The 14779-nt window shown below is 72.4% G+C and carries 10 protein-coding genes; 3 read left to right on the top strand and 7 right to left on the bottom strand.

The window, feature by feature from the left end; translation table 11 throughout:
* Positions 1-29: 29 nt before the first annotated feature.
* Both AC5WS8_RS06140 and AC5WS8_RS06135 read right to left on the bottom strand, forming a co-directional pair.
* The gene (locus AC5WS8_RS06140) at positions 30-3329 is read right to left on the bottom strand and encodes a S8 family serine peptidase (protein ID WP_496102245.1); all 3300 of its coding nucleotides are present in this window, start codon (positions 3327-3329) and stop codon (positions 30-32) included.
* A gap of 430 nt (positions 3330-3759) precedes the next feature.
* Positions 3760-4326, bottom strand: a complete 567-nt coding sequence (locus AC5WS8_RS06135) for a GNAT family N-acetyltransferase (protein WP_496102244.1) — start codon at positions 4324-4326, stop codon at positions 3760-3762.
* Positions 4327-4561: 235 nt separating this feature from the next.
* On the opposite strand from AC5WS8_RS06135, the gene AC5WS8_RS06130 reads away from it, so the two are divergent.
* Positions 4562-5791 carry a glycosyltransferase gene (locus AC5WS8_RS06130; RefSeq protein WP_496102418.1) on the top strand — a complete coding sequence of 410 codons (1230 nt, stop codon included), beginning with the start codon at positions 4562-4564 and terminating at the stop codon, positions 5789-5791.
* Positions 5792-5878: 87 nt separating this feature from the next.
* Here the strand turns inward: AC5WS8_RS06130 and AC5WS8_RS06125 are convergent, their stop codons facing one another.
* The gene (locus AC5WS8_RS06125) at positions 5879-6931 is read right to left on the bottom strand and encodes a hypothetical protein (RefSeq protein ID WP_496102243.1); all 1053 of its coding nucleotides are present in this window, start codon (positions 6929-6931) and stop codon (positions 5879-5881) included.
* Positions 6932-7133: 202 nt separating this feature from the next.
* Positions 7134-9719 carry an aminopeptidase N gene (pepN, locus tag AC5WS8_RS06120; protein ID WP_496102242.1) on the bottom strand — a complete coding sequence of 862 codons (2586 nt, stop codon included), beginning with the start codon at positions 9717-9719 and terminating at the stop codon, positions 7134-7136.
* 160 nt (positions 9720-9879) lie between these two features.
* Between pepN and AC5WS8_RS06115 the strand changes: the two genes are divergently transcribed.
* Positions 9880-10542 (top strand): mycothiol-dependent nitroreductase Rv2466c family protein, encoded by a 663-nt coding sequence (locus AC5WS8_RS06115; RefSeq protein ID WP_496102241.1) that lies wholly within the window; start codon positions 9880-9882, stop codon positions 10540-10542.
* Positions 10543-10625: 83 nt separating this feature from the next.
* Here AC5WS8_RS06115 and AC5WS8_RS06110 read toward each other — a convergent pair whose 3' ends face one another.
* The 3 genes from AC5WS8_RS06110 to AC5WS8_RS06100 all read right to left on the bottom strand — a co-directional run bounded on the left by AC5WS8_RS06110 (position 10626) and on the right by AC5WS8_RS06100 (position 13398).
* Positions 10626-10856: a hypothetical protein gene (locus tag AC5WS8_RS06110; RefSeq protein WP_496102240.1), complete on the bottom strand. Its 231-nt coding sequence runs from the start codon at positions 10854-10856 to the stop codon at positions 10626-10628.
* Complete coding sequence (locus AC5WS8_RS06105) at positions 10853-11881, bottom strand: NAD(P)-dependent oxidoreductase (protein ID WP_496102239.1); 1029 nt, start codon at positions 11879-11881, stop codon at positions 10853-10855. The genes AC5WS8_RS06110 and AC5WS8_RS06105 overlap by 4 nt, the downstream gene beginning before the upstream one ends.
* Before the next feature lie 137 nt (positions 11882-12018).
* Positions 12019-13398 carry an amino acid permease gene (locus AC5WS8_RS06100; protein ID WP_496102238.1) on the bottom strand — a complete coding sequence of 460 codons (1380 nt, stop codon included), beginning with the start codon at positions 13396-13398 and terminating at the stop codon, positions 12019-12021.
* Between the two features lie 575 nt (positions 13399-13973).
* Between AC5WS8_RS06100 and AC5WS8_RS06095 the strand changes: the two genes are divergently transcribed.
* The gene (locus AC5WS8_RS06095) at positions 13974-14552 is read left to right on the top strand and encodes a biotin transporter BioY (protein ID WP_496102237.1); all 579 of its coding nucleotides are present in this window, start codon (positions 13974-13976) and stop codon (positions 14550-14552) included.
* Positions 14553-14779 lie beyond the last annotated feature (227 nt).

Raw genomic sequence — 14779 nt, 5'->3', positions numbered from 1 at the left:
GGACGCCCGCCCCACAGCCGTACGGAGCCCTACGGCGTGACCTTCTCGATCTTGACGCTGCCGGTGCCCGCGACCGTGCCGCGCGCGTTCACCAGCTGGACCCGGCCGAAGAACTCCCGGCCCCCGGGTGCCGGAGCGGCGGCGGTGACCGTGCCGGACACCGTCACGGAGCCGCCCGTGCCGAGCTCGACCGGGGCCGAGCCGTCGACCGTGACGGAACCGAGCGCGGAGGAGAAGAACACGTCCCGGTAGTCGTAGGCCGTCGAGCCGGACGGCACCGAGTAGCCGGCGACCTCGATCGTGTACGTCCCGGCGGCCGGCCTGTCGATGTGCACCGCCTCCTCCGAGTCGCCGTCGGCGGACTGCGCGACCTGCTTGCCGCTCGCGTCGTAGACCGTCAGGTCCAGGTCGGCCGCCGTGTCGGACACGTTGCCGATCGCGACGTCCAGCGAGGCGGCACCCGCGGGCACCTCGACCGTGGTGGTCTGCGTCTCGCCGTTCTCGATGGTCGGCCGGTCCGTCTTCGACGAGCCGAGCGGGCCGCCGACCAGCCTGCCGTCGAGCGCGGCGTACTTGTTGGTGACGTTCCAGGAGGCGGCGGACGGGGTGCCCACCCTGGCCTCGGGCACGGTCACGGTCTCAGGGGCGAACGCCGCGCCGAGGGCGGTGACGTCCAGCGTGTACGGGTTGTCGAGCAGCGGCGAGGTGCGGCGCGACTCGACCTCGATCTCCCAGACACCGGCCTGCGGGTCCGCGTACGAGCGCACGTCGGGCCTGCAGCCGTTGCCGTCGAGGTAGTTGTTGTAGCAGTACGGCGTCGAGGTGTTGTCGACCGGAGTGCCGTACGGGTGGATCGCGACGAACCGCGTCTGGCTCCCGTCCTTGAGCCCGCCGATCGCGACCTCCAGCGACTTCGCACCCTCGGGCACGGTCAGGAAGTACGACTGCGAGCTGTTGCGCTGCACCGAGCCCGACACGGAGTAGGTGTACTTCACCGGGGCCGACACCACGACCGTGGTGAGGATCTGCTTGTCGACGCCCTCGGTGAACGGGTCGTCGACCTCCAGGATCGCGCTCTTGACGCCCGCGGAGCGCGGCGCCGCCTGCACCTTCACGGTCACCGGCTGGTTCAGCGGCAGTCGCACCAGGGGCGAGCCGAGGAGGCGGAAGGTGCCGCCCGCGTTGTCGGCGAAGCGCAGCGTGTGCCAGACCGCACGGTCGGGGCCGGAGGTGCGGGTGACGGTGATGTCGTACCTCTTCTTCTCACCCGCCTTGAGGCCGCCCTCGCGGTCGTAGAGGCCGGTGCCGAAGCCCGGGGTCTTCAGCGACTGGTCGAGCGCGGTGTCGACCGGGGCCCTGACGGTGTAGTCGTGGGCGGAGGCGCCGTCGCGGATCGCGTCCCAGGCGTCGACGACGTTGATGCGGCCCGCGCCCTCCTCGTATGCCTGCACACCCTTGATGTGGTCGGCGGTCGAGGTCAGGGCCGTGCGCAGCTTCGCGGGCGTGAGGGCGGTGCCCTGCCGCCTGGCAGCGCTCAGCAGCAGCGCGCCGGCGCCCGTGGCCTGCGGGGACGCCATCGAGGTGCCCTGGAGCATGGAGTAGCCGGCCGGCAGGGAGTAGCCCGCCTCGGGGACCGGGGAGCCCGGCAGCCAGGTCTGGGTGGTGTTGATCGCGGCGCCGGGCGCGACCAGGGTCGGCGTGAAGCCGCCGTCCTCGCGCGGGCCGCGGGAGGAGAAGGGCATCATCTGGTACTTCTTCTTCACCGCCGAGCCGTAGTTGGCGGCCCACGTCTCCTTGGAGATGGCCGCGCCGACCGAGATCACCTTGTCGGCGAGCCCGGGGTCGCCGATGGTGTTCGCGCCGGGGCCGGAGTTGCCCGCGGAGATCACCAGCTGGACGCCGTAGGTGTCGATGAGACGCGTGTACAGCTCGGCGCGCGCGTTGTTGCCGTCGTTGAGCGCCGGCAGGCCGCCGATGGACATGTTGACGATGTCGACGCCGCGGTTGACGACGAGGTCGATCATGCCCTCGGTGAGCGCGACGTTGGTGCAGCCGCCGGTCCAGGTGCAGGCGCGGGAGGAGACGATCCTCGCGCCGGGCGCGGCGCCGTTCATCCTCCCGCCGAACAGGCCGTTGGCGGCGGTGATGCCGGCGACGTGCGTGCCGTGCTCGGACTCGATGACGCCGATGTTGACGAAGTCGGCCTTCTTGCCGACCCAGGACCCGCCGTAGGGGTCCATCGGCACGTCCTTGCGGATCTGCACGACGAACGGCACCCGCTCGACGACGTCGGTCTTCGGGTCGTCGGTGCCGAAGTAGCCGACCTGGAAGCCGTCCTTGTACGGCTTCATCGGGGTGTCGTCCGTGAAGTCGTTGTTGTTGTTCAGGTCGAGCGTGACCGTGCCGGCCGCGGGGTCGTACAGGACGCCCCAGCTGTCGGTGGTGTCGCCGTCGCGGTCGAGGTCGCCCTTCTCGTCGCCGCCGGTGGTCGCGGACTCCTTGAAGGTGCTGATCCCGTACGAGCCCGCCGGGGCCTTCCAGCTCTGGCCGCCGTAGGTGAAGGAGGGCCCGGAGACCGCCGTCACCATCGGGCGCCAGGTCGCGTCGCTGTCGACGATCGGGTCGGTCGCGGTCACCCAGTCGACGATCTTCCGCTCGCCGGTGGTGGTCTTCTGCAGCGCCGGGTGGCCGAGGTCCACGCCCGAGTCGAGGATGCCGATGGTGATGCCGCGGCCGTCCGCCTTCGGATGCTCCTTGACGAAGTCGACGGCGCCCGTCTCGAAGGACGGGTTGTACGGGTTCTTCGCCGGGGTGTCCTTGCCCGGTGCCGGGTAAGTGATGCTCCTGGCACCGGACGTGGCGCCGTCCGCGCTCGGCGACGGGTCGTCGAGCGGTATCTCCCGCCTGAGGTCGATGGCGTGCACGGACGGCAGCTTCTCGGCGGCGGCGATGGTCGCGTCCGCCTTGGCCGTCGGCACGGTGGCGCGGACGTAGCCGAGCTTGTCGTAGGTGCGGCCCACGGAGCCGCCCTTGACCGCGTCCAGCTCCTTGGCGACCTGCTCGGTCTGCCCGGGCGCGGTCGCGACCATCATGGTGACGTTCTTGGCACCGTCGGCCTTCGCCTCGGCGAGGAGGCCGGCGTCGTCCGAACCGAGCTTGGCGCTCGCGGACTTCACGGCGGGGTCGGCGCCGGCCGGCTGCTGGTCCGAGGCGAAGGCCAGGGGTATCGGCCCGGCCGCGCAGAGCGCGGCCACCAGCCCCGCGGCCGCTGCTGTGCGCGCCACACGTCTCGTGCCCGTTTTCGGGCCGCGCTGGGGGGTGAAGGTCATCGGCATCCCTTGTAGGTAAAGGAGCGTGCAGGACCGACCGGGACGGATCGGTCCTGGTCGTGGTCGTCCGGTGGGCGACCCCGGACGATCGCACAGCTTTACCTAAGGAACGTGTGTTTGGGGAGTGTTGACCGAATCGAAATGGATGTATGGGGAAAACCCGCGACGGCCTTGGGGGAGTTCGGCCCGGAAGAACGACAACTCGCCTTCACTTCAGGCCTTCTTGGGGTCGTGCGTTGCGCTGGTCCGCGCCCTCACATTCCTTGCCGGTCCGGAGCCGGCGGGCCAACGTGCCCCGAGTGCGTACACGAGTGAGGGTGGCGGCCGACGCCGTCTGCGTTCACGACGGCCGGCTCCCGCCCGCCCGGGGGCGGGCCTTCGACGGCACCCCGAGCGGACCCCTCGGGCGGCGGCCCGGAGCGCGGCGCGCTCACTCCGAGCGCGGCAGCACCAGCTCCGCCCGCTCCACGACCGGCTCGCGTGGACCCGTCGAGCGGTTGGCGGTCGTCGGGCCCTGCGGGACCGGGCCCGTGAAGCGGAAGGAGAGCGCGGTGAGGAAGAGGCGGCCCCGCTCCCAACGCGTCGGGACCGTCGCGGTCACGCGGGCCGCACCCGATGCGGCCGTGCGGGCCAGCAGCGCGGTGGCCAGGGGCCGGGCCGCTCCGGTACCCCACAGCGAGGGATGCAGCAGGAACAGGCCCACCGCGCAGGTGTCCGGGTCCGGATGGTGCAGCACCGCGTCGACGATCCCCACCACCGGGCCGTCGCCGCCCTCGGTCACGGCCAGGATCCGCTTGTCCTGCCGGTCGGCCCCCGGCGGCAGGCTGTAATAGAGGCTCTGCAGGTCGGCGGGGCCCGAGGGCAGGCCGGTGGCCGCCTCGAAGTACTCCGTGCTCGCCTCGAACAGGGACGTCACACCCGGCTCGTCGTCGGGCGCGGCCTCGCGGACGGTGTACCGGCGCCCGTCCTCCGTGGTCACGGTGATCGGTTCGGTCATCCGGCCATCGTCACATCGGCCGTCGCCCGATGGCCATCGGATTGCGGTCCACCACTGGATCACGGTGTACAAGACTGACGATTACGGCGTAACCCAGCCGACCCGGACATGAGACCCCGTGTTCATCCGTCCGAAACATTTGTGGCGCCTCATAGCGACCAACCCGCTGTTCACGGGGATGCTTCGACACTTGTGCAAGGCGGGTGGTCACGTGCGCGTACGGCACGAGCTGCGCGTGCTGTCGGTCTACGACGGCTTCTTCTCCGGGGGCGCCCGGATCCTCCACAGCGACGTCGTCCTGGGGCTGCGCGAAGGCGGCCAGCACCACCGGGTGCTCAGCGTCCACGGGGAGGTGCTCCGTGAGGCCACCCGGCAGGCCATGCGGGACGACGCCTGCTACCGGTCGCTGACCGCGGCCGGGGTGGAGGTCACCTCCCTGGACCGCACCTTGGGGCTGACCGGGGCCCCGGCCGCCGATCCGGCCGTCTTCAGCGGCCCGGAGCTGGCGGAGACCGCACGGGCGATGGCCGGGGCCGATGTCGTGCTGTCGCTCAAGGAGCAGCCGCTCGGCCTGCTCAACCAGGCGGGCCTGCCGCGCCGCCCGGTGATCGTCTGTCTGCACCGCTCCGACCCGGAGAACCAGGGCGGGGCGCTCACCGAGCTCAAGGCCGCCATCGCCGACGGCACCGTGGTCGCCTGCGTCTGCTGCGCCGAGTCCACCCGGGAGGCGTACCGGGCCGCCGGGATTCCGGCCGAGCTGCTGCACGTCATCCCGAACGGGGTCGACCTGCTGCGCTTCCGCCCCGACCCGGGCCGGCGGCTGCGCATGCGGGAGGCGCTCGGCATCCCGGACACCGCACCGGTGGTCGTCTTCGCGGCCCGCTACGACGCCATGAAGAACGTTCCGCTGTTCCTGCGCGCCGCACACGCCTGGCTGCGCCGCGAGCCCGCCGGGCACGCGCTGATGTGCGGTGCGGGCATGACCGGGGACCAGCCCGGGCTGGCCGCCGACATCCGGGAGGCCTTCGGAGACGACACGCACCTCACCGGGCGGCTGCACGCGTTGGGCGTCCGCCGCGACATGGAGACCGTCTACGCCGCCTCCGACGTGGTGGCGCTGACCTCGTCCTGGGGCGAGGCGGCCCCGCTGTGCCTGATCGAGGGCATGATGTGCGGGGCCGTCCCGGTCGCCACGGACGTGGGGGACAGCGCGCTGATCGTCTCCGGGCACGGCCGGCTCACCCCGCCGGACCCCGACGCGATCGCCCGGGCGTGGACCGAGGCCGCCGCCGCCCGCACCGACCTCGCGCCCGTCCTCGTCCGCAGCCGCGAGCGTTTCAGCCGCACCCGGATGATCGCCTCGTACGCCGACCTCATCGACCGTGTCCACGCGGAGGCGATGCGGCCCGCCCCACCGGAGCCGGAGCCCGCGCTCCCCGAACCGCCCCTTCCGGACCCGTTCTGACGGCCGCCCTCCCGAACGGCACAGCAGGAGGGGCCGCCGGTAAGGCCGGCGGCCCCTCCTCCTCCCTCCTCGTGCCACCCCGGTCCGTCACCGGGGCAGCACCTCCACCGGCGCGGCCGGTTCGCGGTCCAGGGCCGCCATCAGCGCCGTGCGGACCACTGTCGCCTGCTGCTCCAGGCAGTCGCGCAGCTTCTTCGGCGTCAGGTACACGACCGTGATGCCGAGCCGCTCCAACTGCTCGCGCTTGCGGGCGTACTCCGACCACAGTGCGTCCTCGTCGTGGCGCGGGGCGCGGATGTCGAGTTCCAGCGCCACCGCCTGTTCGGGCCAGTACGCGTCCAGGCCGCCGAGGCAGGGGCCGCCGGGCAGCCTCAGGTCCACGTTCCAGACCGGGTCCGGGAGGCCGTGCTCGCGCACCATCCGGTACAGGCGGTCCTCCGCCACCGCCCGGCTCTCCGCCAGCAGCGCGTCCACGGCGTCCACCACGTGCGGGCGGCTCAGCAGCCGGGCCTGGTTCAACTCCTTCACCACCGCGGCGGGTTCGCAGTGCCCGCCGCGGACCGCCTCGGTCAGCAGCCGGCGCACCACAGCCGGGTCCGGCGCCGCGGCCACCGCGTCGGCCAGGGCGCGCGCGACCGGCGCGACGGGCGCGCCGGTCACCAGCCGCGGGTCGGGCAGCGAGGGGGTGCGGACCACATGGGCGCAGCCGGTGCTGCGCAGCCGGCGGGTCCGCGGCACCAGGACGTCGATCCTCTCCAGCGACGACAGCCCGGGTGCGGAGGCGAAGCCGTACAGCGCGAGGGCGGCCAGGCCCGTGACCACGGCGTCCGTGTACGGCAGCGGGCCGTGCGGGGAGCCCGCGCCCGGCTGGGCCGGGACCGCGGGAGCGGGGTCGGCGAGCGAGGAGCGGGCCGCGTAGAGCAGTACCGCGTGCAGACGTTCCTCGGGGGTCGGTGGGCCGGGGTGCAGCAGGTACACGCCGGGCAGGATCTGCTGCCAGGGGCCGCCGGACCGGCACTTCTCGGTGGTCTCGGCGGCGCCCACTCCGTGGGCGCGCAGCTGGGCGGTGGTCAGCACCCGGCGCTGCGCGTCGGACAGATGGCGCAGGGGGCGGGGGGAGAGCGGGGTGTTGTGGTTCATGATCCCGGATTTCCCGCCCCCGGTCCGCCCTCTAACCGCTGTTACACGCCTGTCGACAAATGCGGACAACACGGCGCTAAAGTACGTGCGTTCGACTGCCGAAAGAGGCTGGTCCGGACGGGGGACGGGCCAGGTTACGGGTTCGGATACTCGTATTTCGTCACCGCAGGCCCGCCGCGCCCGTCAACCACCGTCCCCGGCGTCAGCCCGCGGCCGCCGCGTCGCAGGACTGCCCCCGCAGGGAGCGCGCCAGATCGTCGCGCGCCTCCAGCACCAGCCGTCGCAGCGCCGGAGGGGCGTCCCGGTGCGCGGCGAGCCACGCGTCCGTCGCCTCCAACGTGCCGGGCGAGTCCTGCAGCGCGGGGAACAGGCCCCTGACCACGTGCATCCCGATCTGGATGGAACGGTCCGCCCACACCCGGCCGATCGCCTCGAAGTACTTCTCCGCGTACGGCGCGAGCAACTCCCGCTGGGAGGACTGCACGAAGCCCGCGATGGTCGCCTCCACGAGCGCGTTCGACAACGTGTCGGACTCGACGACCTGCGCCCACGCCTGCGCCTTGACCGCGGCCGAGGGGCGCGCGGCCAGGCAGCGGACCTGGTGGCGCTTGCCGGACGCCGTGTCGTCGCGGGCCAGTTCGGCCGCGAGCGCCGACTCGTCGGCGGCCCCGTGCGCGGCCAGCGGCTGCAGGAACGCCCAGCGCAGCTCCTGGTCCACGTCCAGACCGTCGATCTTGTCCGTGCCGTCCAGCAGACCCCGCAGCAGCCGCATATCGGCGTCGTCGGACGCCATCGCTGCGAAGAAACGCGCCCAGGTCAGCTGGTGCTGGCTGCCCGGCTCGGCCCCCCGCAGCTCGCGGAGCGCGCCCTCGGCGAGCAGCCGCCCGCCCGTCTCCCGCCACGCGGGCGCCGCGTAGTACGCCAGTGCGGAGCCGGCCCAGGCGTGCAGCATCTGCAGCACGCCGATGTCGGACTCCCGGCCGGCGAACCGCAGCACCAGGCCGACGAAGTCCCGCGCCGGCAGCAGCGCATCCCTTGTCAGGTTCCACAGCGCCGACCAGCACAGCGCTCGCGCGAGCGGGTCGCTGATGTCGCCGAGACGGCCCTTCAGGGTCTCCAGCGAGGTGTCGTCGAAGCGGATCTTGCAATAGGTGAGGTCGTCGTCGTTGACCAGGACCAGCTCGGGTGCCTCCGCGCCGGCGAGTCCACCGACGACCGTACGGGCGCCGTGCACGTCGACCTCGGCGCGCGCGTACCGCACCAGCGCGCCGCCCTCGGTGCGGTACAGGCCCACCGCCACCCGGTGCGGGCGCAGTTCCGGATGCGACTCGGGCGCTTCCTGGAGCACCGACAGCTCCGCGATCCGCCCGTCCTCGCCGAGGAGCACCTGGGGGGTCAGGGAGTTGACCCCGGCCGTCTGCAGCCAGGAGCGCGCCCAGGACGCCATGTCCCGGCCGCTCGTCTCCTCCAGCACCGACAGCAGGTCGGCCAGGCGGGTGTTTCCGTAGGCGTTCCGCTTGAAGTAGCGACGGGCGCCCTCCAGGAACGCCTCCCGCCCGACGTACGCCACCAGCTGCTTCAGCACGGACGCGCCCTTGGCGTACGTGATGCCGTCGAAGTTGAGCTTCGCGTCCTGGAGGTCGCGGATGTCCGCCGTGATCGGGTGCGTGGAGGGCAGCTGGTCGGCGCGGTACGCCCACGCCTTGCGGTTGTTGGCGAAGGTGATCCAGCCGCTGGTGAACCGGGTCGCCTCCACCAGCGAGAACGAGCCCATGAAGTCCGCGAAGGACTCCTTCAGCCACAGGTCGTCCCACCAGGCCATGGTCACCAGGTCGCCGAACCACATGTGGGCCATCTCGTGCAGGACCACATTGGCCCTGCGCTCGTACGACGCCCGGGTGACCTTGCCGCGGAAGACGAACTCCTCCGTGAAGGTGACGAGCCCCGGGTTCTCCATGGCGCCGAGGTTGTACTCGGGCACGAAGGCCTGGTCGTACTTCCCGAACGGGTACGGGTAGTCGAAGTGGTCGTGGAAGAAGTCCAGGCCCTGCTTGGTGACCAGGAAGACGTCGTCCGCGTCGAAGTGCCGGGCCAGACCCTTGCGGCACATCGCGCCGAGCGGGATCTCGAGGGTCGTGCCGTCGTCGAGGGTACGGGTGTAGCTGTCGGTGACGTGGTGGTACGGGCCCGCCACGACACACGTGATGTACGTGGAGATGGGCTTGGTCTCCGCGAAGCGCCACACCCCGTCCTGCTTCCGGCCGGCGCCGTTGCTCCACACCGTCCAGCCCTCCGGGGCGCGGACCTCGAAGCGGAAGGGCGCCTTGAGGTCGGGCTGTTCGAAGTTCGCGAAGACGCGGCGGGAGTCGGCGGGCTCGTACTGCGTGTACAGGTACACCTCGCCGTCCTCCGGGTCGACGAAGCGGTGCAGGCCCTCACCGGTGCGGGAGTACGCGCACCGGGCGTCGACCACCAGCTCGTTCTCCGCGGCCAGGTCCTCCAGCAGGATGCGGGCGCCGTCGAAGACCTCGCCGGGGTCGAGGTCCTTGCCGTTGAGGGAGACCGCGGTGACGCTCGGGGCGATCAGGTCGGCGAAACTGGACGCGCCCGGCTCGGCGCAGCGGAAGCGGATCGTGGTGACCGAGTGGAAGGTGCGCGGCTCGGCGTCCGCGCCGCCGGGTGCCTCGCCCACGGCGGAGCGCAGGTCGAGCGACACGTCGTACCCGTCGACGGACAGCAGGGCGGCCCTCTCCTGGGCCTCGTCGCGGGACAGGTTCTCACCGGGCACGGGCGGCACTCCTTCAGGGCTGCTGGGTGGCGGTCAGGACCGATCCTGCCATGCGCGCCTGACACGGGACAGCAGGGAATACGGCAGGCACGCGCGAGGGAATGAGGCGGGCGGTGCACCGGTTGTCGCCGGTTGAACGTCCACGTTTCCGAGGAGAGCCATGTCCGAGACCGCGACCGCTGCCGGTAAGACCCCCGTCGACTTCTGGTTCGACCCGCTGTGCCCCTGGGCCTGGATGACCTCCCGCTGGGTGCTGGAGGTGGAGAAGGTCCGGGACATCGAGGTCCGCTGGCACATCATGAGCCTGGCCGTGCTCAACGAGGACAAGATCGACCAGCTGCCCGAGGAGTACCGGGAGATGCTGGCGACCAAGGCGTGGCAGCCGGTGCGCGTGGTGACGGCGGCGTGGCAGAAGCACGGTGCGGACGTCCTCGGGCCGCTGTACACCGCGCTCGGTACGCGCTTCCACAACCAGGGCGAGGGGCCGACGCTCGAGGCGATCGCGGCCGCGCTGGAGGAGGTCGGTCTGCCCGCCGACCTCATCGACTACGCCGAGCAGGAGGACTTCGAGTTCGAGGCGGAACTGCGGGCCTCGCACAAGGAGGGCATCGAGAAGGTGGGCCAGGAGGTGGGCACGCCGGTGATCGCGGTGCCGGGCCCGGACGGGGAGCAGATCGCCTTCTTCGGGCCGGTGGTGACACCGGCGCCCAAGGGCGAGGAAGCGGCGAGGCTCTGGGACGGGACGCTGGCGGTCGCGTCGGTGCCGGGCTTCTACGAGATCAAGCGGACGCGGACGAAGGGGCCGGACTTCAGCAACCTGTAGTCCTCCTGCCGCCGGGTGACGACGAACCGGGCGGTCGGGGCGCCACAGCCGTGGCCGGTGCGGCGCCCCTTCCCCACGTGTCCCTACAACTCCTCCGGCAATGTGGCCCCGGTCCTCCAGTGGTCCTTGCGCTGGATGCGCCGGCAGCCGGGGCGGGCGCAGCGGTGGTACTCCCTGGCGACGAAGGAGCGGCCCTCCAGGACCGGCCGGAGGGCCTTCTCGGCCGCCGCCTTCTCGGCGTCTCCTTCCAGATCCCGGAAGTCCTGCATGCTGTCCCCGCAGTTGGGGCAGCGCCGGTAGGCCTGGTAGGTCATGAGCGCCACCCCCGCTTGCCGGTCTCCGCCAGGCAGTGCGCCGGGGACTGCCCGCGCGTCCAGCGGCCCACCTCCTCCGCCGCGAGCGTGGCCGCCTTCACGGCCGCCGCGCGGCTCGACCCGCCGAGGCGCGGGGTCAGCACCAGCCGCTCTGCCAGATCGAGCAGCCGGGAGTCCGGCGGCAGCGGCTCCCGCGCACAGGTGTCGAGGGCCGCCGCCGACAACTGCCCGCCCTCCAGCGCGTCGCACAGCGCGTCCACATCCAGCAGCGCCCCGTCCGCCGTGTTCACCACCACCGCGCCGCGCGGCAGCAGCGCCAGCTCACGGGCCCCGATCAGGCCCCGGGTCTCCGGGGTGAGCGGGGCGTGCAGGGTGACCACCCGGGAGCGGCGCAGGAGGTCGTCGAGCGAGCCGATGCGCAGCCCGTGCACCTCGCCGCGCACATACGGGTCGTGGACCATCACCCGCGCCCCGAACGCGCACAGCACCCGAGCGACCCGGCCGCCCACCGCTCCGTGACCGATCAGGCCCACGGGCAGGTCCTCCAGCTCCAGGCCGGCGTGCTCGTACGTGAGGGACGCGGGCCCCTGCCCCCTCCCGCGCCGGACCAGGAGTGCGTGGGCCTGCGGGATACGGCGCAGGGCGGCCAGCACCAGGCCCAGTGTGAACTCGGCGGCGGCCGCCGCGTCGCCGCCGGGCGTGCGGCACACGCGGACGCCGTGCGCCTGCGCCGCCTCCAGGTCGACGTCCGCGGGGCCGCCCCGGCACACCACCACGAGCCGCAGCTCCGGCGCGGCGGCCAGCACCCGTTCGGTGACCGGGCCCTGCCGGGTGACGAGGACCTCGGCGTCCACGAGCGCCTTGATCAGTTGCTCCTCGGCGTCGCCCGCCTCCTCGGCGAGCGTCAACTCCCCGACCTCGCAGGGACGTTCTCCCATCTCGCGGCGTACGGCCGTCGTGATCAGCGACGGCAGGACGAAGTGGTCACCCGCGGCCACCACACGTACCGGGTCGGTCGACTCCATCGGCTCCCCTTCCCGTTCCCGTCCCCTGGTGGGAACGGCTTGTCGACCGAGGGTGATCCCGCGCTGGCGGACCGTCAATCCCACGTGCGACGGAAAGGGGGGCACCGCGGGCGCCGGACCCCGCGGCGGTCCGGGCGTCAGCGCCCGGCGCGCGCCCTCTGCCAGGCGTAGCCGACGCCTGCCAGGAACAGGGTCATTCCGCCCGTCGAGTACAGCTGCACGCGGGTGTCCGGCTGCCGCGCCATCAGCACGAAGATCGCCACCATGCCGGCCAGCGCGACCCACGTCAGCAGGGGGAACGCCCACATCCGCACGGCCGGCTTCCCGGGCGCCTCCCGCTCCAGACGGCGGCGCAGGCGCAGCTGCGAGACCGCGATGAAGAGCCAGACGACCAGGATCACCGCGCCGATCATGTTCAGCAGCCAGGGGAAGACGTCGTCCGGCCGCCAGTAGCTCAGCACCACGCACACGAATCCGAAGACCGAGGAGGCCAGCACCGCGATCCGCGGGACACCGCCGGAGACCCTGCCCAGCGCCTTCGGGCCCTGGCCGCGCTCCACCAGCGAGTAGGCGATGCGCGAGGAGCCGTAGATGTTGGCGTTCATCGCGGACAGCAGCGCGACCAGCACCACCACGTTCATCAGCTGCCCGGCGGCCGGGATGCCCAGGTGGTCGAGGGTGGCCACGTACGGGCCCTTCTCGACGACCTCCTTCGCGTTCCAGGGGACGAGCGTGACGATGACCGCCATGGAACCGACGTAGAACACCGCGATGCGCCACATCGCCGTCCGCACCGCGCTCGCCACGCCCTTGACCGGGTCCTGCGACTCGGCCGCCGCGATGGTGACGGTCTCCAGGCCGCCGTACGCGAACACCGACGCGAGCAGGCCGACGACCAGGCCCTCGCTGCCGTGCGGCAGGAAGTCGGTCAGGTGCGAGGCGCCGGGGGAGTCGGTGCCGGGCAGCACGCCCGCGATCGCCAGCACACCGAGCACCAGGAACAGGGTGATCGCGCCGACCTTCAGCGCCGCGAACCAGAACTCGAACTCGCCGAAGTTCTTCACGGCGGCCAGGTTCGCCGCGCAGAAGACCAGCATGAACAGCGCCACCCACGCCCATTCCGGCGTGCCCGGCAGCCAGCCGGTGACGATCTTCGCGGCGCCGATGCCCTCCAGGCCGACCGCCGTGCACAGCAGCACCCAGAACGACCAGCCCGCGGTGAAGCCCGCCCAGGGGCCGATGGCCCGCTCGGCGTGCGCGGAGAAGGAACCCGACGAGGGATACGCGGCCGACATCTCGCCCAGCATCCGCATCACCAGCATGACGAGCAGGCCGGAGACGGCGTACGCGATCACGATCGACGGCCCGGCCGCGGCGATGCCCGCGCCGGACCCGACGAACAGGCCGGCGCCGATCACTCCGCCGAGGGCGATCATCGACAGATGGCGCTGCTTGAGGCCGTGGGAGAGGGAGACGTCGTCGGTCGGCGGTGTCCCGACGGTGGTGCTGCTGGGCATGGGGGCGGCTCGTCCCGGGGTGAGGTGGGCAAAACGCCCACAGTGTGGGCAGCCTCCCCGATCACACGGAGAGGATGCCCACTATCCGGACGCCGGATGTACGGGGCGTGATGCACCGGTTACGCGGTGAACGGTGCCCGGCTCCGGGGTTCCGGGCTCCAGGTGCGGCAGGCGCATGACGCCGGCTCTGGTGCGCCGCCGGTGGCCGTCGGCGGTGGGGAAAAGGGGGACCGGAGTGGGTGCGGTGCTACGGGGCGCGGAGGAGCCGTCCACGAAGCCGGCAAGAACGGGCCGCCGCTGGCCCACCGCTGGCCCGGACGGTGGCCGACGGGCGAGGCGGACCCGCGCGGGGCTTTGTTGAGTCTCCACAGTTTCCGGTGACCGGGGATGCGTCGACAGAACGTCTCCAGCTCGGTGACCGAAGTCACGTCCGGACGCGTGTAAGCAGCATCTTTTGTCGAAAGTGCATGAACTCGTCGTTCCAGCCTTTGTCGAGCACCGACGGTGATCGCCCGCAGGCCGCTGGGATAGCGTCGGGCTGTCCCGGCATGTCCACACCACCCCGCGGAGTCCCCATGAGCACCGCCACCGCCACCGCTCGCCCCGGCGCAGTCCTCGCCGACCTGCTGCCCGCGTCCCGCGTCCGCGACGCCGCCGTCGTGCTCGGCGGCGCCGTGCTCACCGGCCTCGCCGCCCAGCTGTCGGTCCCGGTGCCCGGGTCCCCGGTGCCGGTGACCGGCCAGACCTTCGCCGCGCTGCTCGTCGGCACCGCTCTCGGCGCCCGCCGCGGCTTCCTCTCGCTCGGCCTGTACGCGCTCGCCGGTGTGGCGGGTGTGCCGTGGTTCGCGGGCGGCGCCTCCGGCGCGGGTGCCGTCTCCTTCGGCTACGTCATCGGCATGCTGCTCGCCTCCGCGGCCGTGGGCGCCCTGGCCCGCCGCGGCGCCGACCGCTCCCCGCTGCGCATGGCGGGCACGATGGTCCTCGGCGAGGCGGTCATCTACGCGGTCGGAGTCCCCTACCTGGCGCTGGCCGCCCACATGTCCGCCTCCCAGGCGATCGCGGCCGGCCTCACCCCGTTCCTGATCGGCGACGCCCTCAAGGCGGCCCTGGCGATGGGCCTGCTGCCCGCCGCCTGGAAGCTCGTCAGGCGCTGACGCCCGTCGGGCCGCAGTTGCCGCCGAGGAGGTTCGCCGGGTCGACCGACCCTTCGGCCCGGCGAGCCTCTCGCACGTCTCGGCGTCGCTGCGCCGGCCCGTACGGTTCGGCCGCCGCGGCCACCTGAACGCGGCAGTTCGGCCTCGTGGCCGGCGTCCCCCGGGCCGGGCAGGGTGGGGTGGTGCGGTCGTCCGTCCCGGTCGTGCGACGCACGACGGCCGCATGA

The organism is Streptomyces sp. PTL18, assembly GCF_059510295.1.
This window is presented reverse-complemented; position numbering and strand designations above follow the sequence as displayed.